Here is a 25699-nt window from a genome sequence, read left to right as displayed (position 1 = left end):
GATAATATTGGCTTTTTTCTAGTTACTTTACATAATCACCTACTTTCCACAATAAACTTTATGCAAAGCTTTACATAAAAGTTATATCGGCTAGAAGCCCCCACTCAAGCGCAAACTCAGAGCTTTGGGCTATTACAACATCTTGATCAATCGTAATATCTCATCTGTATGATTGATAGCATCATGTGCATCGTTTGAAGAAAATGATTTACTCTATAGTCTGCATGAACCCTTAAATCTTTTGTTTGCTTTAATAAATAACCAATAGTGTTTATATCCTTGTCTCTTTTAGTCGGTACTACTAAAGAAGGTTTATGATTTAAAAATAAATTATATAACTCCAACAGCATGGTGCATGCGAGTAATATAATCTTTACCTACAATAAGCGATTGTAATTCTTGAAAAGGATAAGTGTCGCCAGCCGTATAACAACCCTCACTAGCAGTGATTGACATCCTTAATTAAGACTTCCCAAGTATCAAGCCCATATTTATTAACAACCACATCATTCAGGGTAGTAAAAACGATTCCTTTCATAATATTCCCTTTATAATTATTTTTATTGCTAATCTTAGTACGAATTCTGATTTTAATCACATCAATTGTCCAGATGTTATCCCATTTCAATCGATTTAATCTTTATTTACTATATTAATATATATGATAAAATCAAAAACTGAGGGTTTGAGATTCTCTCATTACTCTAAAGAGATCCAAATGCAAAATACCAAAGTAAACATTGAAAAAATAATATTTACTGATCGTGTGATGCTACTCAATAAAAATTTGTTATTAAGTATTCCTGCCAATTTTTTATGCACATTAATAATTTTTATTGGGTTATATAAAACAACGAATCAAAAAACTCTTTTGATATGGTTCATAGCTGCAATATCAGTTTTTGTTTTACATGAAAGTTTATTTTTCTTTAATCGTTATCGTCCCCTATCATCAGAATACCAGTTAAACTGGTTAATAAGTCTTACCGTTATCTATGGTGCTCTATGGGGTATAACGGGTTCAGTGCTTATTCCTTATAACGATCTATTAAGTCAAATGCTTGTCATCATTATCATTATCGGAGTAGCATCTGGTGGACTACATATTCTTCAGCCCAATTTTTTAGCAAGTCTCTTATTTTTTACTTTAACCATTCCGCCTTTGAGTTTTTGGCTCTTTCATCAAAATTCACTAACCTATCGGTTACTTGGAACCGCGTTACTGATTTATTTTTGTTTTGTATCCATTGTATCTTGGTTGGGATATGGAATCCTTAACAAGAATTTTAAATTACGTTATGAGAATTTAGATCTAATTGATAAGTTGATTGAAATTAATGCTAGCTTAGAAGAAAGTGAGTCACGATTTCGCTCTGCATTTAATTCTGCTGCTATTGGTATGGCTATAGTCTCTCTGGAGGGACGATGGTTAAAAGTCAATGAATCTCTTTGCCAAATTGTTGGATACTCAGAAAAGGAATTATTAGAAACTGATTTTCAATCCATCACCTATCCAGATGATTTAGATCTGGATTTAAATTATGTACGACAATTATTAGCGGGAAATATACGATTCTATCATATGGAAAAACGCTATTTTCATAAAAATGGCAGCGTCATATGGATTTTGCTTAGTGGTTCTTTAATCCGAGATTCAGAGAATAAACCACTCTATTTTATCGCACAAATTCAAAATATTGATGCTCAAAAACGAGCGGAGCAAGAACTTAAGTACATCGCACATCATGATGTTTTAACTGGTTTGGGAAATAGAAAGCAATTGGAACTATCTTTTAATCATGCATTAGCTTATGCGAAACGTCACCAAAAACAAATTGCCATTATGTTTATGGACTTGGATTATTTTAAAAACGTAAATGACAAGCTGGGGCATGATATGGGAGATCTATTATTAATAGAAATAGGGAAAAGATTAAAATCCTCTCTAAGGTCTACTGATATCATTGCAAGGCAAGGTGGTGATGAATTCATCATCGCGCTCACTGAATTATCTAATGTAAATTCAGTTGTAACAATAGCAAAAAAAATTCTTGTTGACATAGCAAAGCCTTTAATCATCAAACAACATGACATTTCAATCACCGGTAGTATTGGTATAAGTCTTTACCCAGAAGATGGCTGTGACTTAGATACCTTAATCAAAAAAGCTGATGACGCATTGTATAACGTGAAAGCAACAGGAAGAAATAACTTTCAATTATCCACTGTAGCATTATTATAAATAGTAACAAAACAGCCTTAGCATTGATCATACTCTTTTCTATTTATAATAGAGCAACTATGAATAGCTGAAAAAAGATTGCGCATCAATAAGTGGTTATATTTGTTGAATAGATCTCAGAGTCAACCCAAAACCAAATGAGTTGTAACTGATATCGTCTATGCACATACTCCTAGACTTTATCCCCTATTTTAGAATGGTGGTTGAGCAACCTATCATTTCAATGGTATAGGTTACTATTTAAAGAAGTTTAGAAACTATATAGGATTGCAACATAATCTATTGCTAGAGGAGATAGACTACCCAAAAACAGGGGTGTCGCAAGGGGTTAAGCAACAAGACCATCCCAAGCAACAATTTGATTTCGGCCATTATTTTTAGCCTTATATAATGCTTCATCAGCACGTGTAAATAGAGAATCTGTATCGTCACCCTGAATAATATTAGTTAAACCAAAAGAAACCGTAACAGGAACTCTATTGCCACGAAAAAGAAAATGGAAATTTTCGATTTCGAGGCGCAAATTTTCAAGTTTTTCTTTAGATTGCTCTAAAGATAACCCTTCAAAAATAACAACAAATTCTTCACCACCGTAACGCGCAAGAAAATCGATAGAACGCATTGAGTCCTGAAATATAGAAGCGATTTTCATCAAAACTTTATCACCTGTAAGATGGCCATATTTATCATTAATATTTTTAAAATGATCAATATCCGCTAGCGCCAAAACAATATTTACTCCAGTAGTTTGCCAACGAGAATATGCTTTTTGGATAGAAATATTATAAAAATTTCGGTTTGCAATTTTAGTAAGTGTATCTGTATTGATTTGAATACTTTGGTCTATAATAGTTTTTTTCATCTGGGCATTTTTTTCTTCGAAATCCATCATCTTTTTTTGTAATTCACTAATTTGACTTTCATAGGATTGTAAACGTAAATCTTCTGCTTTTTTATAAGATTGAATTTGGCTGCTGATAAAATTCAAATTTTTATTTAAGTAATCAGTTAACTCCTCAATTGAGGTTGCATTCGACATGTTTGATTGGATATTATCCAGTGTAGCCTGAATGCCTAATTCCAGTTTACTTCGTTCCTCTTTGGAGATTTTATTATGTTCAAATGTTGTTTTTAAATAATTGCTGACTTGAAGAAGTTGATTAGTAATATTCTCAAGAAGAAATTTAAGCTGATATTGCTCTTTGCCAAATAATTCGATAACTAGATTTTTTATTTCCTCGATCACCTGAATTAACAAGCCAGCATTCAAATTATGCTCTAATGTTCTTTCTATAGATACTAACTGATTAGTTAACTCGGGAGGAGTTTTAAGACATTGGAGAAGTTCACGTAAATGTTCATTAATCTTTTTAGGCAAAATGGTCAAATCAGAATCATCAAGTATATTTTCAGAATTCTTTTCTAATAAATTATTAAGCGCAGAAACAACTGAATTTAATTTTTGCTTTATTATTATTGCATCAACATCATCATTGATCACTTCGTTAAAAAAACATATCTTATCATCCCAATCACTACTAAATCCCATTTGCAATCGAGCTAATTCAGATATGCCTTTACGAAGATGCTTAATCTCTTTTTGCATATTCTCGCAATTTTCTTCATAGAATTTGATTGTTCTAACAATTTTATTTTTTAAATCATCATCCATCGACTTCATTGTCAACCTACCTTGTAACCAATTCCTTTGCCGAATCACAATACATCTAATGATTAATACATATCATATGCAAATTCAACTCTGAAAATATAGGTAATTATTGCTCATGAATTTTAAATGCATGTCAATTATAGCAAATAAAAAGTGATAGTGAATTTCAATAAAATATAATCAATATTATTAAATTTTTTATTAAATTCAGTATAATGCCCATTATTACAGTTTGGATGTTCTAAAAATAGGGATAGATAAAGATGTTAATAGTAATTGGTTATATTTTTATATTACTTTGTGTTTTTGGTGGATTTGCCCTATCAGGAGGACATCTTGCTGCCATATTTCAGCCTCTTGAGCTACTTATTATTGCGGGGGCAGCGCTTGGCTCTTTAATTGTTGGTAATAGTATCACCACCTTAAAAGCAATATTAAGCAGCTTGCCAAAACTTTTTAGTAATGATAAGTCCTCTAAAAAAGTGCACACAGAACTATTAAGTTTGCTATTCAATCTTCTAAATAAAGCGCGCCAACAAGGGTTAATGTCTCTAGAAACAGACATTGACCAGCCAGAATCCAGCCCAGTCTTTAGTAATTATCCATCAATTACTAAAAACCATCATTTGATTGAATTTATTTGTGATTATTTTCGTCTGATTATTACCTCCAACCTTCCACCTTCTCAACTTGAAACACTAATGGATATGGAGATTGAATCACATCATGAGGAGCAATTGATTCCAGCGCACGCCTTAACTAAACTTGCTGATGGCATGCCTGCTTTCGGTATCGTAGCTGCTGTTCTTGGAGTAGTTCATACTATGGAATCAATCAGCCTTCCTCCATCAGAGTTAGGCGTATTAATTGCTCATGCGCTCGTAGGAACTTTTCTTGGTATCTTATTGGGGTATGGATTTATTGGACCGCTGGCTAATGTGATAGAGAATCAAGCGAATCAAACACAATTAATGCTTCAATGTATTAAAGCAACTATTCTGGCAAGCATTAACAATAATCCACCAATAGTCGCTGTTGAGTTTGGTAGGAAAGTCCTGTTTTCTCAACAAAGACCTACATTCAGTCAACTTAATGATGAAATTGAAAACAATAAGGATTCAGCCAATGCCCCGTCTACGAACGCAGAACCATCAGTAGGTTAAAGTAAACTATGAGTGAAAAAAAAGAAAAAAAAGAAACATCTGAACTAATTATTCGGAAAGTTAAAAAAAAACATAGTGGCCATCACGGTGGTGCTTGGAAAATTGCTTATGCCGATTTTGTTACAGCCATGATGGCGTTTTTTTTGCTAATGTGGTTAGTTGCCTCTTTAAATAAAGCCCAGAAAGAAGGAATTTCAGATTACTTCAAACAACCGTTAAAAGTAAGTCTTTTTGGTGGCGAAAGTGTTGGTAATCGTGAGCCCACCTCTAAAGGAGGAGGAAAAGATATTAAAGATACTAATGGCCAAGTTTCTACAACCAGCCAAATAGCAACAAAAACAATCATTAAAAAAAAACCTGAACCGGCTGAGCAAGAACAAAAAAAACTTGAACAGCTTAAATCTCAAATTAACTTAAGCATTGAAAGTGATCCGGCACTTACAGGATTAAAAAATCAATTACTCATGGAAATAGAAAACAATGGTCTACGTATACAGTTAATTGATGATCAAAAACAACCAATGTTTGAAGTGGGTTCTGAAAAATTAAACGCTGCTATTGAACCTATTTTTGAAAAACTTTCGAAATTACTGAATCAAGTTCCCAATAAAATAATTATTGAGGGATATACAGATGCTCATCCCTACCACAATCCTGATGAGTTAGAATATACCAACTGGGAGCTTTCCACTCAAAGAGCCAATGCCGCGCGACGAGCACTAATTAAATTGGGTTTAAATATAGATAAAGTAATCCAAGTTTCCGGATATGCGTCTACAGTTTTACTCAATAAAAAAGATCCTTTTGATCCCCAAAATCGTCGAATCAGCATTATTGTTGTCAAAAATATTAGTGATAAAGATATGCCTACCATTGATAAGATAAAAGATACCGCTGCGGAGTTTAATCAATCATCAGGAAGTAATCTCGCTCCTAAAAATAGCCAACAAATATCTCCTTAAATGCTTGCGGAATGCATGTTCTTTTTTGATGCTACTCGATTATGCATTAAAAAAACGCAGAGGGTTCGCACGGCTGGTGCTTATGATAAACAAAACTGTTATGAAGCAGCGCATCACGTGGCGCCAAACCTTTTTTCCTCCTCAGCATAACGTTGCGGTTCAACGAAATAAAATAAAAAAGAACATTGCTCTTATTCCTCGTGATGAATTGATTATCCGGTTTAACTCAACACCAGATAAATAAGAAATGCTTCGTGTTTGGAAAAGAAAATAATTATCATCGACGCTCATTGGTTGAAACCAACATGTCTCGAATGAATTTTATTTTAAGCGATCAAATGAATGCCCGTACACCTGAAAACCAATTTACAGACTTGGCTATTCGGTGCAGGATAATAAATAAGATGAATAAGCTAGGACTGCCTAAAAGTGTGGCCGTTTTTTAGTCAGCCCCATCGAGGCCGGCGAAGCTCCTCGTATATGCAACAACGCCACCTATTGGACGAGCATGCGGTTCATCTATATAGTTCATTCGATAATTCACATGAATATTACCTACATGCTCTGGGACTATCATTTCAACTTTGCCCAATAAGTTCTTCTCTTTTATAAGAGAAAATATTTTCTGTCAACCGATTGATCATTACAATATAGCCCTCATGATCCACAACAACAATTGCATCTGGTGCTGCTTCCAAAAAGACGAGAAATTTTTTATCGGATTTTTATAGTGGTATGTATTTTTTTCATAACCTACAATCCATTGAGTTACTTCAGATAAGGGAGAGTACCAGAAGAAATACATTCAATCGAAACTTTTGTCTACATTTAATAGACAACTTTGTTTTACATTTGAAAGAGTTTTCTATGATAAAATAGAAATACTTGTTAGATAAAACTAGATATGCGCCTTGTACATTGATATGAAAGACAACTTGGTAAATGATGAATCATCTGATTAACTTCTAAACCCAACAAAAAGTTTGACAGACTATAAACAGACTTATCCACAGAAAATGTGAATAACTTAAATGAAAGTGTGAAGATTTAAAAATGATATAAATCAGACACATTAAAGGTTTTTATATTTTGCTAATTAATTATTGATTATTTGCTAAAAATAGATATCCACAGATGAGGGATAGAAAAATAAATTTAAGCATAGCCATTTTATACAAATAAAAAATAAAAAAATAGTCTTGACTCGAACTATTTTTACTTTTTATTTTGAGCCATTGTTTGATTAGACTTTATGCTTAAAAACTATTCCTCTACTTTAGTGAGATTTTTAAATACAGTGCTGTCATCTGTGAACTGTTCATACCTTCATAAGACTTGAAGTTTGAGCATTTAATCTCATTATAAGAACTAAGATAATTTAGAATGAGTAATGAAAATGATATAGAGACTTTTATTTTGCTCGCCTCTCTATAAATTGCTAAAAATTTTTTTAATATAATCTATAGAAGTATTAACGCCGGCGCTTATCTGTAGCAAATAAGCATTTTCTTTATCCCACCAAAGAGCATCGTGTGGTCCATAAGAATTATTAACACTGACAATGTATATATTGCTCGAAATCATATCACTCTTGGGGTTTAAGACAGTTAAATTAAAACTACTATACCCACTAAATGAATTAATATTAGGTAATCTAGAAAGTGCTGGTTTCTTTATTGGAAAAGAATCTTTATTGAAAACACGAAACCATACAATTTGGTTTTTGTTTCCATTCTTCGGAAACATAACAAATTGAATTTCGTCTATTTGATTTTTATTACCATAAATAATTTGACTATCTGCAATAAAATCCAAGTTAATATGATTTAAATATTTTTCGTGACAATCTGGTTTGCTACCTCTAAGGATGTCATGCATTGGCCATCTTATATTCCATAAACTTGAAGGTGGTTTATATTCATTTCTATTAATGCACGCATTTTCTATACAATTGCTATAACGTGACCAATAGGATAGTTCAAAAAAATTCTTCTTTAAGACTTCAGTTGATGATGGGAGAGGAGAAAAAAATTTACAAAGCTCTAAGAACTCCTCATCTTTCAAACCCCCTTCAAGTAGACGAAGTTCAATATTAGTTCCATGAGATAAAAAACTTAATGTTTTTGATTTTGAATAATCATAACCAATCCAACAAATATTTTCCTGATTCATTACATGGGGCTTCATTTCCCAAACCCAATGATCGTATAAAGCAGCATGATCTAATGTTGATAAAGGCCCAAAGTCATACAAAAACTGCTTACATCTTAAGAGAGCATTTTTATACTTAATAAGGAAGCAATAGGAAGAGAAATGGGCAGAGCACCAAGCAGACCATTTTTTAAATTGATAATAACTTGGTTGTTCATTGTAAGGAACATCTTCTTCCCTAAGTATAAAGTTACTTAAAGTGACTTCATCTCTATTAGGTATCAAAATAACAAAATTTACCTTTTCTTGAGCCTGTGTAGGTGAAATATCTTGCACTAGATTCATTTCTTAATTCCAAGCATATTTGATTGGGAGCCTCTATAAATTGGTAGGGTTATAATCAATTTTTATAAGATTGAATTCTCCTTTTCAGCCTTTTTCTCTTGATCTATACGGTCATTACTCATAAAAAAACCAGTTATAGATGCTCTTACATGATTTCCCGCGGCATTTTCTACTTTTTTTATACAGTGCAAAATATTATTTTTAAAAATAACCAACCTATTTGGTTTTGGTACAATATAGTATCCAATTCCATCTGCAGCATAGTTATTCAACTCAGAGCTATTAAGGTGAAATCCTACTTTTTTCTTCTTATTATTGATTAACGTCACTTCAGGGTAATCAAAATCCAGTTGAGGTGTAGGATTAATTAATAATTCGGCTCCCCAATTTATGTCCCAAATAGGATGACAGTAATATACATAGGCACCTGAGATTTTATATTTACCATCAGTATGCCAAGAAAGTCCTGAACCTCTTGGGTAAAGGTAGGGTCTAGAGTAGAAAAAGTCCCAATCTTTATCTTTGAAACCTATTAAATGAGAATAGTTAGTAGATTCTGCTATTAATTTTTTTATAAATACATCAATCGTTGTGTTTGTAGGATAAATTTGCTCTGTAGTACAGGGTTCTGGCCTAGGATGAGAAATAGATACACTGCTCCATAAAGGAGAGCCATCTTCAAGACTAAAAGCATTTACCCATTTAGAAGAATGAACAAACTTGAATTGTTCAGTTTGAATAAAATTCCAAATTTGTTCAAAAGCTGATGGCTCTAAGAAATCATCAATGACCGCAAAAACATCATTGTTTAAAATTAATTTCATATTAATAGTAAAATCTATCAAAGGAGATTTTTATCTCTCCTTTTGTTACCAAGGCATGTACTCATCCTTATCTTCTTCGGTATCGATTCTATTAGAAAAATACTCATTCATAACATCTCCTTATTAAGCCATTTATTAGATGGGCCGGGATTATAGATTCATTATTTCATTGAATCAACTGAATTAAGTATCTAATTTTTACACTCTGCCTTTAGTTAATCATTAAGCTTATATTTTATCTACCGCTGCGAATAAACATTAATGCACAATTATCTTGTATAAACGGGGATGAATAAATTATCCCCTATCAGCATTCCATTAACTAAAATTATGGTAAGAGATTGTGTGTAATTTAAATAATATGAATAGCTTTAAAAAAAGTGTACCCCAAAGTGTACCCCAGATGACTTGGTCGGAACGTATCTTGTTATAACCCATTGATTTTACTATGCCGCTGATGTGAATCGAACACACGACCTTTTGATTACGAATCAACTGCTCTACCGACTGAGCTACAGCGGCGTATGGAAAAGTATACTTAAGTTAAATGATGATGCAACTGCTTGTGATTATTTATAAAGCTCGGAAGTAAAATAGATAATTAATTTTTTTTATAGAAAAACCGATGATTATAATCTTTTTTGTTGATTTAATCTCCCAATTAGCCTCAATCTGAGGTTTTCCCTGTAATAATTTTCATTAAATTAGCAAAAAAAAGTTCAATTAGGCAAAAAATGATTTATAATGTCCTGCTGATTAATTTTTTATATCAGTTTTTAAAAAAAATTAGTATAAATAGGGAAAATTTAGTTTTAAATTATTAAAGATGAATATAACATAGCGTCACCCAAAATTATGGCAACCTGTGAGAAACAAACAGCCCGTGAAAAAGAGTACGATGGAAACAGATAAACCTGTAAAAGACAGTGGTTATAGCCGAAGATTAAAAGACCGCCATGTGCAACTCATTGCCTTGGGGGGAATTATCGGCTCAGGTTATTTTTTAGGCACAGGTGAGGTAATCAACCTGGTAGGCCCTGCTGTGTTTCTAGCCTATATACTGGGTGGGTTGATCATTTTTCTAACCATGCTTTGCATGGGTGAGCTTGCTGTCGCTATCCCCATTTCGGGTTCTTTTGTAACGTACACCGCTGATTTTATATCTCCATCTGTTGCCTGTGGCGTAGGATGGTCTTATTGGATAAGTTGGGTAGCGTATATCCCCGCTGAATGTGTTGCGGGCGGGATAATCATGGAAATGTTTACAGGAGTAAATGGTTATATATGGGCTGTTTGCTTTGGTTTACTCATTACCTACATTAACCTGGCTAAAGTAGATACATTTGGTGAAATCGAATTTTGGCTGGCTTTGATTAAGATTTTGGCTTTATTAGGCTTTGTAATTTTAGCTATTTTAATTTTCTTTGGTCTAATCCATGGTCCAGAATCCAGGGGAATTATTGGCTCCAGATACATTTTAGGCGATGGCGGGCTTCTTCCGAATGGAGCAATGTCCTTGTTAACAGCAATGGTTCTTTTGCTGGTTAACTACCAAGGGTCTGAAATCATTGGTCTTGCTGCTGGAGAATCTGAAAACCCCGCGCGAATGATTCCCCACGCAATTCGAAATGTAACGTTAAGAATTCTTTTCATCTATATCATTCCCGTATTTTGTCTGGTCTTAATTTTCCCATGGCAAAAAGCCGGTTTATCCAATTCTGTATTTGCTGATGCCTTAAACTATTACAATCTTAAATGGGCAGGTGCGGTAACCAGTTTTGTGACCCTAAGTGCTACTTTATCTTGTGCTAACTCAGGATTTTATGGAACGGTTCGCGCACTCAATGCATTAGCACGCGATGGTATGGCGCCACACACTTTTTCCAAATTCAATGACAACTCAGTACCTCAAAATGCAATCATTGCAACCTTGATTACCATCTGGATTCTTTTAGGGGTGGGTTACTTTTTCGGCCAAACCCAGCTTTATATCGCTTTGCTTTTAGTATCTGGATTTACTGGAACTCTGGCATGGATATCCTTATGTACATCACAAATTCGTTTTAGAAATAGATTATATCAAGCTGGATATACAACAGCGAATCTTCGCTATGTTACGCCCTTTTCTCCTTACACAGGAATCCTTGCAATCATACTCATGTGTATTGCCTTGTTTTTCCTGGTACTGAATAAAGATCCTACCTATAAACTTGCTTTTTATATAGGTATGGTTAGCTTTATTGTTCCTATAATTGTCTATAAGCTTTTTGATTTATCGAAGAAAAGGAAAAAGGCATTACACCTGAAATCTCGAGTTAAGTTTCAGGACCTTTTCCCTCCAGTTTAATATATATGCTTGTGTGAAGCTGCTGCGAACCCTGGCTTGCCCTACGTCCCGCGGCTTGTCCGCGGGATCCAAGAGTAACACATTACTGGATCCCGCGGACAAGCCTTGAGAGATCCTCACAAAATTTAAACACGAAAACACATATTCTACGTCTTCTGTTATACCTAAAAAGACTGGCATCCCTGCGAAGGCAGGGATCCATTTACAATGTACGCGGGAAAAGCAAATTAAAAAAGTGAAAAGACAATGGAAAGTTAACTTTAATTGAGTGAACCCATCCTCTGTGGCTTAATTTGAGCGATGAACTATTTTGATGGATGGATCCCTGCCTTCGCAGGGATGACAGCCAACAATTGACATGCTACCTGGTTAAACTTTGTGGGGAGCTCTCGGGGCTTGTCCGCAGGACGTATATATTACTATAACTTAAGGCTACTGATTTCTTTATAGACCAAATGAAACCCGGGTTTCGCTACGCTGCACCCAGGCTACACCTCTAAACTCTATTTAATGCAGCTTTTGTCCGTTAGGAACTTTAGGATCAGTGGTTATTAGACATATGGCTCCGTTCTCATCTGAGAATCCAACCAATAGAAATTGAGAAATAAAGCCTGCGATATTTTTTTCACCCAAATTGACACATCCTACTACGGAACGCCCTATTAAATTTTCTGGAGTATAGTGCACAGTAATTTGAGCAGAGGTTTGTAATATGCCTATATCCTTACCAAAATCCACCCAAACTTTATATGCAGGTCTCTTTGTGCGAGGAAATTCTTCAACCTTAACAACAGTGCCTGAGCGTAGTTCAACTTTGGCAAAATCATCGTAAGAAACAATCATCTTAAAAACCTCTTTTCAATAAAACACAACAACAGTAAATTAGGCTACTGGTATCACACTGGTCGTATTCAATTCAGGAACCAAACTCTTCAATAGAATAAATAACTCATCAGTCTGATTTTCTTCACATGCTGTATTTAATAAACGCATTGTTTGGATTAATTCTTCCCAGTTAAGTTCACGGACTTTTGCCTTGAATAATTTTTCATGCTCTGTTGAAGCCAATTGCTCTGACTCATGAAACAACTCTTCAAATAACTTCTCTCCTGGGCGTAATCCAGTGTATTCAATCATAATGTCTTTTCCGGGCTCTTTACCAGCCAAGCGTATCATTTGTTCAGCCAAATAGCTGATTTTAACGGGTTCCCCCATATCCAAAACAAAAATTTCCCCGCCCTTTCCATTAACCATAGCTTGCAAAATCAACTGGCATGCTTCAGGTATCGTCATAAAATACCGTTGCATATCGGGATGAGTTACTTTGATCGGGCCTCCGCTTTGTAATTGCTTTTGAAATAATGGAACAACGCTTCCTGCCGAGCCTAAAACATTTCCAAAACGAACTGTAATGAATTGTGTTTTAGCTCTTCCATCCAGATTCTGACAATAAATCTCAGCAACTCGCTTGGTAGTCCCCATTATATTGGTTGGATTTACTGCTTTATCAGTAGAAATCAAAATAAATTTTTCAACATTAACTGAGACGCTAGCTTTTGCAACAATCTGAGTGCCAAGTACATTGTTCATCACAGCAACACGTATTTGATCTTGCAAAAGAGGAACATGCTTATACGCTGCCGCATGAAATACTATTTCTGGTAAAAAATCCATGAATAGATTATTAATTGCTACTTCATCAGTAACACTGATCAACTTAAGTTCTAAAGAAATATTGGGGAAATTTTCCTTCAGCTCGAGCTCTATTTGATATAAATTAAATTCACTGTTTTCAACTATAGCTAAACTCTTGGGTTTAAGCGCTAAAATTTGACGGCATAGCTCAGATCCAATTGAACCTCCCCCACCAGTAACCAAAACTCTTTTTCCTGCAAGACCTGCCGATAGTCGGTCCCATTGTAAATTAACCTGGTCTCTGCCTAACAAATCTTCTATATTGACCGGTCTAAGTGCATTTACCTCAACTCTTCCTGAAGCTAAAGCATTAAGGCTGGGAAGTGTGCTGAATGGGGTTTGGCTCTCCTCACAACAGGTTACGATTCGTCGCATCACTGAAGAACTTGCTGAAGGAATCGCGATAAAAATCAAATCAATTTTATATTTATGAACACGCTCTGTAATTTGGCTGGAGGTACCTAGAACTGGGATCCCATGAACTTCTAAGCCACGTTTTGCTATATTATCATCAATAAAACCTACAGGCTTATATCGATTAGAGCGTTTTAAATCACGAGCAAGCCCCTCACCAGCCATACCTGCACCAATAATAAGCACCCGCTTCATTTCAGCTGATTTATTGCCTCTGGATCGCTTATCCCAATAAATCCTCCTCAACACCCTGCAACTGCACAGAATAGTAGTTAAGATCATGCAATATAATGGAAATACAGAACGAGGAAGTTCACTCAATATTGACGTTGCGTATAAAACGGAAATTCCCAACACGGTAGCAGTCAGCGTGGCCTTTAAAATTCGAACTAAATCATTTAATGAAAAAAAGCGCCACAATCCACGGTATGTCTTGAAATAAAAATAGCAAAACACTTGAATCACTGTGAGCAAAGTCAATGCCATAATGGAATGCGACGAAGTCAATATTTTAGGAAAGGGTTGCATGTTATAACGCAACCAATGCGCTGCATACCACGCAGCAGGGATAGCAAAAATATCACACAGAAAAACGGGTGTTTTTTTATGTAATTTTTGCGCCAACACTGACATTTTATGTCTCATAACAAAGCTCATCCTTTACTCATTTTTATTATCTTATTATCGTGAGATAGTACACTATGTTGAATTGTATCTCACCAAAAAATCACTACAACAATGGTAAACCCTAATCTAAATTTATCTCTTCTGGTGAAGAAATGGAGGATCTTTCATATATTTCATAGCGATAAATCGAGTCGGAGCTAATACTTACATAAGTTTTACTTAATTTGTAATTAAAATATTTGCTCAACTCAGTTTTTAAACAAACATCACTCGGTGTATATATTACTTCGTCTTGTTTAATAAACGAAGTTAAAATGATGGTTGCTGGCTTTTTGCGCAAAATTTTCTTACAAAATTGCTCATACCAGTGTTTCGCAGGATAAAAAATAATAAGATTAGAGTGCTGTCATACCAACGCACCCTATCTTTCATTGAGCTAAAGCCATAAAGGTCAAAATCACAAAACACCAAAGATTAATTCGTGACAATTGATCGCTCAAAAAAACAATAACTGGGTCATCATTTTCAATATTTTGTCTTGCCAGCCAGGCAAATCGCCACAATGCAATTGCTGCGAAAGGTACAGTTAACATAAAATAAAACGATTCATCTCGAACATAAATGATGTAAAAGACGTACGTAATGAAACTGGCAAGGCCTACGGATACAATCAGCCAATGAAGGACTAAAGGATTATATTTCTTCAATACTTTACGTGTCGAATGCTTTAATCCTAATTGCATTTCCATTTGGCGTTTGTTTAAAGCGATAAAAAGACTCAGTAAAGTTACTGCAATAATCAACCAGGTAGAAATGGGTAGGCCAATGCCCAAAGTACCGGCTAACACACGCAACATAAATCCTGCAGCAATACAAAGTACATCGATGATGGGGATAAGTTTGAAAAGATGGTTATAAGCAACATTAATTACTAAATAAATACAGAGAATTAGAGCCAGTTTTTTAGAAATCAACCACCCCAAAGTAAGCCCCGTAAGCAACAATAAAAACAACATAAAAATCGCTTCTGATAGAGAAACTTTTCCGCTCGCTAGCGGCCTATGTCGTTTGTGAGGATGCAAACTGTCTTCAATTCTGTCTTCAATATCATTATAAATATAAACAGCGCTTGAAATAAGGCAAAAAGCCAAAGAAGCAAGTAAAGCTGGTATAAAATATCCAGGAATGGGTGTGTAACAAAATCCCAGCATCACAAAGACTGCTTTGGCCCAGTGGGACACACGAAGAAGCAGAAATAAATGTTTCAACCGTTCCATGAAACTCACTTTTTTCATATCATTTATCAATTCAATCACCTTCTCTGTTCCTGTAAAAATACAGTTTGGGAGAAGTAAGCATGACTCAGAATATATCCTTCATCTGCTCGTTGCTTGGATTATGGCTTCGCATCGCCCAAGTACCCTACTTGCACCCACAACGTACAATAAACCTCTTGGGAAACTCTATTACAAAGAGAATTGCTACGTCGATGCGGTGCGCGAACCCTCATGTGACTTTGTGTACACTCCGGCTTCTGCGTCGCTCCGCGTCTCCTCGCACTTCTCTCTTTATAGCAAGTTTCTAATAATTATTGGTCATTAAGCTAAAAGTATCATAATCCTGAAAAAATGCATCATTTCAACATGTTAATTACTAAATAAAATATAAACGTTCAATATATTGAAGCAATTTAGTAAAAAATAATCAAATAACATTGCATTTATACAATTACGAAGTAAGATAAAATATGCAAAAGGAATTACACGTGTATCACACACAAAAAAATATGCCAATGGAAGGGGGATATCATGCACTTTATTCTTGCGCCAGGATGTATCGCAAAATTTGACAATTTACGTAAAGATTATGAAGCAGAAAAAAAAATTGATTTGAACAAAAAACCGTCAATAATAGGTACGCCGATTTTTTTTGGAGGAACGGATTTAGTCAGTAGGAGCAAGCAAATTTCATTCTTAGAAAAAGTAAGAACACTACTTAAAATACATTTGCTTAACGAAGAAGACATCAAAACTCCAGCACAACGTCAAGTCTACATGATCGCAGCTCGATTTATGCTCGCTGCATGCTTGTACGTGCAATCACAAATCAAAAGTTCAAAACGAAACTCCACACTTTATCGTTTAACGGAAGACTATTTCGGAATTACTGTTATTAATTATCTGGATGATGAAGATAAAGAAGCCTGTTATTTGACAGCAGATCGACTCGTTAAAACACCACATGCTCTTGAACATGCTAATGTAGCCCTGGAAAAAGATGGGCTCAAGCCTTTTACAGAGAAAGAATGGAAAGAATTCACAGATTTTTTAAAAGAAATGACTCGTACAAAAGAATCTAAAGAGCAATTCACAAGTTTCCCTGTAATTTCAATCACCCAGCCTTTCTTTGGCACGGCTTTGGCTTATGCAGGAGCTACTGTAGGCGTGGTAATGGCGGAGGGAATAACTAACTCGACCACCGCAATTTCTCCTCGCGTTCAATTAACAGCACTGGTTGGAAGTACTTTATTAGTTTTTAGTCCCGCTGGACCAACCGGAGTTGCCCTCTTGGCACCAGTGATTGCGACAAAACTCCTCACTTCTTTTTGTACAATCAGTTTGGCTCATATTATGAGCACAGCAGGAAATTATCTCGGACAAGGCATCGGGATAGGAGTAGGCCTTCCCTTTGACGCAGCATATAATTTACTTTGGTCTATTTGTTCTCTAATAAGTCGTTATTACAGTAAATCATCACAACTTGCTGCACTTGATGGGGTACGAATTGTTGATGGAGCTACAATAGTTTCGGGTATCCCTATTCAATTAGTCCCTGAGAATGCATTACCCCAAGGATATACTAAAAAAATTCTTGAGATAACTGAAGCAGGTGAGATTCGTATTGAGGGAGAAGAAATAAAAGACTCTGATAAACCGGTACACATTCCCCCTGAGGTAATTGAGGAATTAAAGAAACAATTAGCTGCGCGTGGTAAAACACAGGATTCAGCCGAAGTACAACAAGAATCAGAGAAAAAAGAAGAAACTCAGAAAAATGATGATGAAGTGGAATCATTCTCACTGGTATAAATAAAAGCCAGGATTACGGTTTCTTTAATTTGAAATTAAATGGAAATTGCAACAGTAGCCTGGGTGCAGCGCAGCGAAACCCGGGTTCTGGACTTCCCAATACCCGGGTTTCGCTGCGCTGCACCCAGGCTACGATTAAGGACGACTATCAACCTCTTTGCGCTGGCTAGGCATAAAGTCTTTTTTATCCAGTCCCATAGCTACAGCTAAAGCCCCAGCAACATAAATTGAAGAATAAGTCCCGATTACAATACCAATGATCAATGCTAGAGAAAATCCGCGTATGGCTTCGCCTCCGTAGATAAAAAGCGCAAGTACTACAAAAAGTGTTAGTACAGAAGTCATGATGGTACGTGATAAAGTTTGGTTAATCGAAATATTCATGATTTCGATAGGACTAGAACGACGAACCTTAATAAAATTCTCGCGTACCCTATCAAATACCACGATAGTATCATTAAGAGAATAACCAATTACCGCCAACAAACCTGCCAGTGCTTTCAAATCGAATTCAAAGCCGAAAAAAGCAAAAATACCCAATATCAATACAGGGTCATGCACCAGAGCAACAGCAGAACTCACTGCAAGCCGATACTCAAAACGCATGGCAATATATATCATCGTCGCTAACAAAGAAACAAGAACAGCCAAGGCGCCTTTGGTTGCTAATTCTTGCCCTACTTGCGGCCCAACAAAGTCAACTCGTTGCTTAACAGCACCTGGTAGAGCACTCATAACTTGATCAACCAGACGAGCTTGTGCTTTATCTTCTCTGGGAGCAATACTAATTAATACATCCTTAGAAGTACCATAACTCACAACCTGAGCTTCTTTAAACCCTGCCTTATTCAGACTTTCCCTTATTGAAGGTAAATCTGCAGCAGAAGCATAAGAAACTTCAATTTGAGTTCCACCAGTAAAATCAAGCCCCCACTTCAAGCCATGAATCATTAAAGCGCCTATAGACAGCACAAAAATTAATATGGAGAACGTCGCCGTCCAACGGCGAGCACCCATAAAGTCCACATTTGAATTTGGATTAAAAAATTCCATCTGAGCCTCGCCTTAAATACCAATAGACAATTTCTTAACAACCCTACCACCATAATACCAATTTACAATCCCTCGGGTGTAAGTGATACCTGTGAGCATAGAGGTTAATAACCCCAAAGAAAGCGTTACTGCAAATCCACGTACTGGTCCTGTACCTACAGCAAACAAAATAATTGCTACGATTAACGTTGTCACATTCGCATCAAGAATCGTAGAAAATGCACGATCATATCCTGCACTAATTGCCGCTTGAGGCGATAATCCATTCCGCAATTCCTCTCGAATTCGCTCATAAATCAGTACGTTGGCATCTACAGCCATACCTACCGTCAATACAATTCCTGCGATACCAGGAAGAGTCAGGGTAGCATCGATCAGAGACAATAAAGCACCGAGCAAAACGAGGTTAAGCAACAGAGCAATATTAGCAATGAGTCCAAAAAGCCGGTAATAAACCAACATCAAGATTAGAATTAGGCCCATACCAACCTGCAAAGAAATAATACCTCTACGGATATTTTCTTTACCTAAAGTTGGCCCTACTGTGCGTTCCTCTATTGGATAAATCGCAGCAGGCAAAGCTCCAGCCCTAAGCAGCAAAGCCAAATTACTTGCTTCTTTACTGTCAGCGAGGCCAGTAATCTGAAAATTATTTCCCAAAGCGTTTTGGATCACTGGAGCACTAATAACACGCTCCTCTCTATGAGTGACTCTTTTTTCTTCTCCATTGACAGTTTGCATGGTGTTTTTTGTTTCAACATAAACAATGGCCATACGTTTACCAATATTTTCACGAGTAACTTTAGTAAACAGACTTTCACCACCACCAAGTTGTATTTGCACTGCTGGAGTAGCCGTTTGCTGATCATAACTAGATACTGCTGAGGTAATTGAATCACCACTCAACACGACTTGTCTCTTTAACAGAATAGGACGCCCCTCCATCATGAGTAATTTATCATTGACGGGAATAGCACCTGTTTGTTTCGCGATTTGCGGATCATTGTCCTGATCTACCAGGTAGAATTGTAACGTCGCAGTCCCGCCAAGAATTTGCTTGGCGCGTGCCGCATCTTGAATTCCAGGTAAATCCACCGCAACGCGGGTTGCCCCTTGTTGTTGCACAACTGCTTCGCCAACACCTAACTCATTCACCCTGTTACGTAAAATACTCATTGTTTGTTCAATCGTATTTTGGCGCGTCTTATTTAATTCAACAGGTGAAATCGATGCTAGAATTTCATTACCTGTTTTGTTTTTTACAAAAATGAGATCGGGAATTTTTTCCTTTAAGCCCAAATAAGCATTATCCATAGACTCACTATCACGGAAGCGTAAATTAACACCTTTGTCTGCTACATATCGAATACCTGTATAACGAATACCAAGCTCACGCAACTCTTGGCTAATATTTTTCATTATCCCTTCATAACGACGGCTAATGACACTGTCTACATCAACTTCTAACAGAAAATGCACTCCACCTCGTAAGTCCAGACCTTGTTTCATTGGGGCAGCATGAATTGCATCCAACCAATGTGGTGTTGATGGAGCTAAATTCAGAGCCACAGTATATTGAGAACCCAAAGCATTTTTGATGGTATCGCGGGCTAATAGCTGAGAGTCAGTCGATGAAAAAACAACCTCTACCCCTTCATTTTGGGCGATAATCGATTTAAAAGACAGGTTATCTTTTTTTAAGATACTTTCCACCTGATTTTTTAATTCATCATAATCCACAGGGGTCTCAGATGAAATCTGTACTACAGGGTTTTCTGTATATAAATTAGGTATAGCGTAAATAAACCCAACAACCGCAATAATAATCAGCATTAGGTTTTTCCACAGAGGATATTTATTTTGCATTTCCGTGTCCTATGCTTTCTTAAAGCGATTTTATAGTGCCTTTGGGCAATACAGTACTTACCGCACTTTTTTGTAAATTAATCTCTACGCCCTCTGCAAGACTGATCTTAATGTATTGATCATCCAGACTCACTACTTTAGCTAACATACCGCCTGCGGTAATAATCTCATCACCCTTCTTTAAACGGTTTATTAATTCACGATGTTCTTTTGCTCTTTTGTTTTGGGGTCTAATCAGCATAAAGTAGAACAACACAAAAATAGCGGCGATCATAATGAGCGAAAAAGATCCATCTGCTTGAGGCGCTGCTGTTCCCGCTCCAGCCAGAGCATCGCTAATAAAAAAACTCATATCGTCTCCTTTAATCTACTATTGATAATCGCGTGACATCATATAGTGAATTGCTCTTAAGGTAAATGAATCAAAGCGGAAATTAAAACAGTTTTTCATAATATTAGGTCCTATTTTGAACTATAATTTTCAGTGTCAGCTCAAAAAGAGACCAAAATGGACATTTCAAAGGTCGTATTTATTCTTTTATGTATGATGACCTATCTGATAACTGGATATTCAGCAACAGAAAAAAACGCTCAGGACACAAAACAGTCCACTGTCCTTATTATAAAAAAAATACCTCTTGTAGTAGATGGAAAGAGCACAGAAGTATTCAAAATTGAACAACTCGATGGAACTTGGGGTTATCAGGGGGTAAAAGGACAATATTTTGATGCAGTAGTTAAAAATACAACTGATAGTCCTACAGTAGTTCATTGGCATGGGCTAATTTTACCAAACTCACAAGATGGCGTACCTTATGTAACGCAAGCACCTATTCCAGCTGGGGGAGAGTCTCATTATCATTTTAAATTACGCCAATCAGGCACTTATTGGATGCACTCTCATTTTGATTTACAAGTCCAGCGCTTTCTTTCTGCCCCATTTATCATTTACGAGCCCAATGAAAAAAATAAAGAAAAGAGTGTCGTTTTATTTCTTGGAGATTTTAGCTATAAAAAACCTACAACTCTGTTGTATGAGTTAAAAAACAAAGGTACTGTCCCCCTAAAAACAATGGGTGATATGCAACAAAAAACACCCATGAATGATAATTCAATGAAAAAAAGTACATCTAAAGCAGAAAAGCCTGATTTAAATGATGTGACTTATGATGCTTTTTTAACAAATTATCACACTCTTTCCAATCCTGAAATAATCCCGGTTCACAGTGGGGAAGTTGTGCGACTTCGCATTATTGATGGTGCAGCAATGACTAATTTTTTTATCAATCTTGGCAAGCTTCAGGGAAAAGCAATTTCTGTTGATGGACAACCCATCAAAGAAATTTCGGGTAATCAATTTCAACTTGCCGTTGGACAACGTATTGATATCCTCATCAAAATCCCTGAAGGCGAAGGAGCTTATCCTATCCTTGCTCAAGGTGCTGGAACACAACTGCAAACTGGATTAATTTTATCTACACCAGGCGCTTCTAAAATATCAGTGAGTGAAAAAGCCTCCTCTCTTGTTGGCGGACTAAATTATGAGCAAGAATTTAAAACCCACTCATTAACTCCTCTTCCTGTGAAACAACCAAATCAAACGCTCACTGTCACTTTAGATGGTGATATGATGAACTATATTTGGAAAATAAATAATCAAGCGTGGCCTAATATTACTCCATTGAGTGTTGATAAAAATAAAAGAATAGAAATAATCATAATGAATAAAACAGGCATGGCTCATCCTATGCATTTACATGGGCATTTTTTTGAAGTCACAGAAATTGATGGGACTCCTCTTAAAAATGGGCCAATGCGTGATACGGTTTTAGTTTTGCCTAATTCCACCGTCAAAATACAATTCGATACTGATAATCCAGGAAATTGGATGTTTCATTGCCATATGCTCTATCATGAAGCCACGGGAATGATGACTTTTATTAATTATAATGGCGTAAAAATACCTGATTATAAGAAAGATACTTTTCGTAGATAAATCGTAGCCTGGGTGAAGCGCAGCAGAGCCCGGGTTTCGCTGCGCTTCACCCAGGCTATATGTTTATAATTTATAATGAACCCATTCCATTGGCCAAGTGATAAACCGTGCGAAATCCCGCTTGTCTTAATAACAGTACAGCACGCTGACTTCTTTGGCCGGACTGACAATAAATAAGGATAGGCTCTAAGGGATCCAGCTCATCAAGACGCATGGGCAACTCAGCCAAAGGAATTAATTTTCCACCTAAATTGTTATGGTAGTGTTCGTCGGCTGTTCTCACATCCAATAAAAACACATCAGGATTCTCTTGCAAAAAACGCGACAAATCTTCGCGTGCAATGGTAAAAACCTGCATCTCATCTGCATGGATACAAAAAGTACTTGCTTCAAGGGTTTGACCAAAAACACAAAATTGACATTCTTCGTTTTTAATCAACTGAATTTTTTTTATCTCCATAGTGAGTAAGTCAATACAAAGCAATCGATTCAGTAATGAGGCACTACTTGTGGTAATCCATTTGATAATTTCTGTAGCCTGCAAAAGTCCTAATAATCCAGGAAGAGTACCTAATACCCCACCATTTTGACAATTGGGACCCATGTCAGGAATAATCGGAAACAAACAATGTAAACAGGGATTTTCTTGCCCGTAAAATAAAGAGCAATGCCCTTGGAATTGATAAGCACTTGCATAGACATACGGTTTTCCTAAACGATGGCATGTATCATGAACAAGATAACGCGTATAAAAATTGTCGGAACAATCGGCCACCAGATCGTATTGCGCAATAATTTCTTCTGCATTACAAGCAGTTAAACGAAAAGCGTGTGTGTGAATCGTATTACTGGAATTTAAAGCGTGTATTTTTATTTTTGCAACATCAGCTTTTGCCTTGCCCACATCCATTTCCTGGTAAAGAATTTGTCGATGTAGATTATTTTCTTCGATTATATCACCATCAATAATTCCTATTGTTCCTACTCCTGCGCCAGCAAGATAAGGAAGTAGAGTAGCTCCAATACCGCCCGCACCAATACATAATACCTTTGCTTTTCGTAGTTTTATTTGTCCCTGAATGCCAATTTCTTCTAATTTGATTTGCTGAGAATAACGTTCTAATTCCGATAAAACAGTCATATTAGGGTTCCTCATCTGACTTGGATTTTTACTTCGTTGCCGGTTTATATCAGTCAATGAAACTCAAAAGTTGTTCGGTTGCTCTTTGCGGATCCTTTGCATGAGTAATTGCCGAAATAAGGGCTACGCCGTGAACCCCTGCAGCAACCACATCAGGCATGCGCTCAATATTAATTCCACCAATTGCAACCAAAGGATAATTTAAAGTGCGTTTCCAGCGTTGTAGGGATGCAATACCTTGCGCTGTAAAAGGCATTTCCTTGCTGGTTGTCGGAAAAATGGGGCCAATTGCAATGTATGAAGGATTGAGGGCATGTGCTCGTGCGACTTCGTAGTAACAATGGGTACTCACTCCCAGTAAAAGCCCTTGTTTTCTAATTGCATCAATATCCGCAGTATCCAAATCGGATTGTCCTAAATGCACTGCTTCTGCATTCAACTCTAAAGCCATTTCCCAGTAATCATTAATAAATAAAGTGGCCTGATGCTTTTTAGCTAAAGCAATACTTCGCCGCATCTCCTCTTCAAGGGTTTTTGTTTTTTCTTTAATTCGCAATTGAATGGTTTTAACTCCAAGATTCAATAGCATTTCAACCCAGGTGAAACGATCAACCACGGGATAAAGGCCCAATCGGTGACATCGCTTAAACGATGGAGGTATTTCGCACATCGGTTTGGAAGAAAGATAAGGTAAATCCATTTCATTTTCCGGAAAACCACCATAATATACACCAACTTTTGCTCGACGTACTGCTCGATGCACGTACATTTTTGCGATGATAAGTGCATCTTCAAGCAAATGACCAAGAGCCAATGACGCGGTAATTGCTGCTGAGAGAATGGAGCGAAGTTCTGGGTATTCTGTATCAGAAAAATGATTTTGGGTCAGCCAAAATGAAGTGGCACCATTTGTCCAATAATCATGCCTCCATGAAGAATCCTGCAAATGCTCCCCCAAGATAAAGACACTTTTTGCACCAAGAATTAATAATTCATGAGCAGCTTCTTGCATGGATTGATGCGTCATAATCTTACGCTTTAAAATAAATTCAGCTTCACGCATGTTCAGCACCAAAACATGTGCAAAAGAAAACCCTGCGTCGTTTAAGTTTTTTTCGTCACTATACTGGGCCGAGGGTAAAGTAAAATCGAAAACCACTGGGCCCGAATAATGATTGAGAAGCTGAAAATTTTCAGAGGAAATTTCTCCACTAATTTTAATAGCAGCAGCATCACCATAAAATCGCTGTGATTGAAGTTCAAGACCCAACCCTCGAAAAGTTTTTCTATCTGCTTCATTTTCAGTATTGGCCCAAACAGTACTCATAATGCAGCCTCCTGATGCCAAAATGGTGTATCGATCAGGGGAGTACACGATTGTGCTGTAATTCGCTCAGGCATCTGGCCTGCTTCAAAAGCACCTCGTCCTGCGATGACCGCATGCGAAAAGGCTTCAGCCATAATGATTGGATGAGTTGATGAAGCGACCGCGCTATTCAAAAGTACTGCATCAAAACCCAACTCTAAAATACGTGTCGCATGAGATGGCTTGCCAATTCCTGCATCGACAATCAATGTGACATCCGGTAATCGCAGGCGTAAAGTTTCCAAAGCAAAGGGATTAAGTAATCCTTTTCCAGAACCTATAGGAGCTGCCCACGGCATCAAAATCCGACAACCACAATCAACTAAACGCTGGCATAAAACCAAATCATCCGTACAGTATGGAAAGACTTCAAATCCGCGTTTTACCAATTCGGTTGCCGCATGTAACAATTCAAAGGGATCAGGTTGCAAGCTGTAATCATCACCAATTACTTCTAATTTAATCCATGAGGTCTGAAAAAGTTCCCGTGCCATTTCAGCTGTAGTAATTGCAGTTTGTGCATCGCGACAACCCGCAGTATTAGGAAGTAAATAACAATCTAAAGACTGAATGGTTTGCCAAAACAAATCCGTACCAGGATCACCAGGCATTTGTCTTTTTAACGACACAGTAATCACGTTGGTTTTAGAAGCCTGAACAGCATGAGTCATCACCTCAAGTGAGGGATAGCCTGCTGTTCCCAAGAGCAAACGACTAGATAAGGGTTTATCTGCTAAATACCACAT

The 25699-nt window shown here is 36.6% G+C and carries 20 protein-coding genes, 1 tRNA gene and 1 pseudogene; 7 read left to right on the top strand and 15 right to left on the bottom strand.

What is annotated here, in order from left to right:
• Positions 1 to 439 precede the first annotated feature (439 nt).
• Positions 440 to 538: a heme NO-binding domain-containing protein gene (locus Lani_RS20760; RefSeq protein WP_223499421.1), complete on the bottom strand. Its 99-nt coding sequence runs from the start codon at positions 536 to 538 to the stop codon at positions 440 to 442.
• Between the two features lie 180 nt (positions 539 to 718).
• On the opposite strand from Lani_RS20760, the gene Lani_RS10045 reads away from it, so the two are divergent.
• Positions 719 to 2242 (top strand): GGDEF domain-containing protein, encoded by a 1524-nt coding sequence (locus Lani_RS10045; protein WP_019233636.1) that lies wholly within the window; start codon positions 719 to 721, stop codon positions 2240 to 2242.
• 328 nt (positions 2243 to 2570) lie between these two features.
• Here Lani_RS10045 and Lani_RS10040 read toward each other — a convergent pair whose 3' ends face one another.
• Complete coding sequence (locus Lani_RS10040; RefSeq protein ID WP_019233637.1) at positions 2571 to 3914, bottom strand: GGDEF domain-containing protein; 1344 nt, start codon at positions 3912 to 3914, stop codon at positions 2571 to 2573.
• Between the two features lie 263 nt (positions 3915 to 4177).
• Here Lani_RS10040 and motA point away from each other — a divergent pair, with 263 nt between their 5' ends.
• From motA to Lani_RS10025, 3 genes are all read left to right on the top strand, one after another.
• Positions 4178 to 5077: a flagellar motor stator protein MotA gene (gene motA / locus Lani_RS10035; RefSeq protein ID WP_019233638.1), complete on the top strand. Its 900-nt coding sequence runs from the start codon at positions 4178 to 4180 to the stop codon at positions 5075 to 5077.
• Between the two features lie 8 nt (positions 5078 to 5085).
• On the top strand, positions 5086 to 6039 hold the full coding sequence (gene motB, locus Lani_RS10030) for a flagellar motor protein MotB (protein WP_065233478.1): 954 nt from the start codon (positions 5086 to 5088) through the stop codon (positions 6037 to 6039).
• A gap of 82 nt (positions 6040 to 6121) precedes the next feature.
• Positions 6122 to 6283: a hypothetical protein gene (locus Lani_RS10025; protein WP_156415158.1), complete on the top strand. Its 162-nt coding sequence runs from the start codon at positions 6122 to 6124 to the stop codon at positions 6281 to 6283.
• 334 nt (positions 6284 to 6617) lie between these two features.
• Here Lani_RS10025 and Lani_RS21170 read toward each other — a convergent pair.
• From Lani_RS21170 to Lani_RS10005, 4 genes and pseudogenes are all read right to left on the bottom strand, one after another.
• Positions 6618 to 6749: pseudogene (locus tag Lani_RS21170) on the bottom strand (PAS domain S-box protein); the annotation flags it as partial.
• A 718-nt stretch (positions 6750 to 7467) separates the two neighbouring features.
• Complete coding sequence (locus tag Lani_RS10015; RefSeq protein ID WP_019233642.1) at positions 7468 to 8535, bottom strand: hypothetical protein; 1068 nt, start codon at positions 8533 to 8535, stop codon at positions 7468 to 7470.
• Positions 8536 to 8597: 62 nt separating this feature from the next.
• The gene (locus tag Lani_RS10010; protein WP_040522608.1) at positions 8598 to 9359 is read right to left on the bottom strand and encodes a 2OG-Fe(II) oxygenase; all 762 of its coding nucleotides are present in this window, start codon (positions 9357 to 9359) and stop codon (positions 8598 to 8600) included.
• Between the two features lie 449 nt (positions 9360 to 9808).
• Positions 9809 to 9881, bottom strand: a tRNA-Thr gene (locus tag Lani_RS10005).
• A 376-nt stretch (positions 9882 to 10257) separates the two neighbouring features.
• On the opposite strand from Lani_RS10005, the gene Lani_RS10000 reads away from it, so the two are divergent.
• Positions 10258 to 11706, top strand: coding sequence for an amino acid permease (locus Lani_RS10000; RefSeq protein ID WP_019233645.1), 1449 nt, complete (start codon positions 10258 to 10260; stop codon positions 11704 to 11706).
• Positions 11707 to 12213: 507 nt separating this feature from the next.
• Here the strand turns inward: Lani_RS10000 and Lani_RS09995 are convergent.
• From Lani_RS09995 to Lani_RS09985, 3 genes are all read right to left on the bottom strand, one after another.
• Positions 12214 to 12549, bottom strand: coding sequence for a tRNA-binding protein (locus tag Lani_RS09995; RefSeq protein WP_019233646.1), 336 nt, complete (start codon positions 12547 to 12549; stop codon positions 12214 to 12216).
• A gap of 39 nt (positions 12550 to 12588) precedes the next feature.
• Positions 12589 to 14472 (bottom strand): polysaccharide biosynthesis protein, encoded by a 1884-nt coding sequence (locus Lani_RS09990; protein WP_019233647.1) that lies wholly within the window; start codon positions 14470 to 14472, stop codon positions 12589 to 12591.
• A 398-nt stretch (positions 14473 to 14870) separates the two neighbouring features.
• Positions 14871 to 15758 (bottom strand): decaprenyl-phosphate phosphoribosyltransferase, encoded by an 888-nt coding sequence (locus Lani_RS09985; protein ID WP_019233648.1) that lies wholly within the window; start codon positions 15756 to 15758, stop codon positions 14871 to 14873.
• Positions 15759 to 16250: 492 nt separating this feature from the next.
• On the opposite strand from Lani_RS09985, the gene Lani_RS09980 reads away from it, so the two are divergent.
• On the top strand, positions 16251 to 17531 hold the full coding sequence (locus Lani_RS09980; protein WP_058388528.1) for a hypothetical protein: 1281 nt from the start codon (positions 16251 to 16253) through the stop codon (positions 17529 to 17531).
• Positions 17532 to 17666: 135 nt separating this feature from the next.
• Here Lani_RS09980 and secF read toward each other — a convergent pair whose 3' ends face one another.
• The 3 genes from secF to yajC are packed head-to-tail and all read right to left on the bottom strand — an operon-like array spanning position 17667 to position 20802.
• The gene (secF, locus tag Lani_RS09975) at positions 17667 to 18584 is read right to left on the bottom strand and encodes a protein translocase subunit SecF (protein ID WP_019233650.1); all 918 of its coding nucleotides are present in this window, start codon (positions 18582 to 18584) and stop codon (positions 17667 to 17669) included.
• A gap of 12 nt (positions 18585 to 18596) precedes the next feature.
• Positions 18597 to 20450, bottom strand: coding sequence for a protein translocase subunit SecD (gene secD / locus Lani_RS09970; RefSeq protein WP_019233651.1), 1854 nt, complete (start codon positions 20448 to 20450; stop codon positions 18597 to 18599).
• A gap of 19 nt (positions 20451 to 20469) precedes the next feature.
• Positions 20470 to 20802 (bottom strand): preprotein translocase subunit YajC, encoded by a 333-nt coding sequence (gene yajC / locus Lani_RS09965; RefSeq protein ID WP_019233652.1) that lies wholly within the window; start codon positions 20800 to 20802, stop codon positions 20470 to 20472.
• 156 nt (positions 20803 to 20958) lie between these two features.
• Between yajC and Lani_RS09960 the strand changes: the two genes are divergently transcribed.
• Entirely contained in the window at positions 20959 to 22446 is a 1488-nt protein-coding gene (locus Lani_RS09960; protein ID WP_223499419.1) for a multicopper oxidase family protein, read from the top strand.
• Between the two features lie 70 nt (positions 22447 to 22516).
• On the opposite strand, the gene Lani_RS09955 is transcribed toward Lani_RS09960, so the two are convergent.
• Genes Lani_RS09955 through Lani_RS09945 form a run of 3 tightly spaced genes read right to left on the bottom strand, consistent with a single transcriptional unit; the run spans position 22517 to position 25699 of the window.
• On the bottom strand, positions 22517 to 23587 hold the full coding sequence (locus Lani_RS09955) for a HesA/MoeB/ThiF family protein (protein WP_019233654.1): 1071 nt from the start codon (positions 23585 to 23587) through the stop codon (positions 22517 to 22519).
• A 49-nt stretch (positions 23588 to 23636) separates the two neighbouring features.
• Positions 23637 to 24914, bottom strand: a complete 1278-nt coding sequence (gene thiE / locus Lani_RS09950; RefSeq protein WP_019233655.1) for a thiamine phosphate synthase — start codon at positions 24912 to 24914, stop codon at positions 23637 to 23639.
• Positions 24911 to 25699: a thiazole synthase gene (locus Lani_RS09945; RefSeq protein ID WP_019233656.1), complete on the bottom strand. Its 789-nt coding sequence runs from the start codon at positions 25697 to 25699 to the stop codon at positions 24911 to 24913. The genes thiE and Lani_RS09945 overlap by 4 nt, the downstream gene beginning before the upstream one ends.

The organism is Legionella anisa (assembly GCF_001467525.1).
In the GTDB taxonomy this organism is placed as follows: domain Bacteria; phylum Pseudomonadota; class Gammaproteobacteria; order Legionellales; family Legionellaceae; genus Legionella; species Legionella anisa.
Note: the sequence above shows the minus strand (reverse complement) of the source record. Positions and strands in the feature narration are given on the sequence as shown.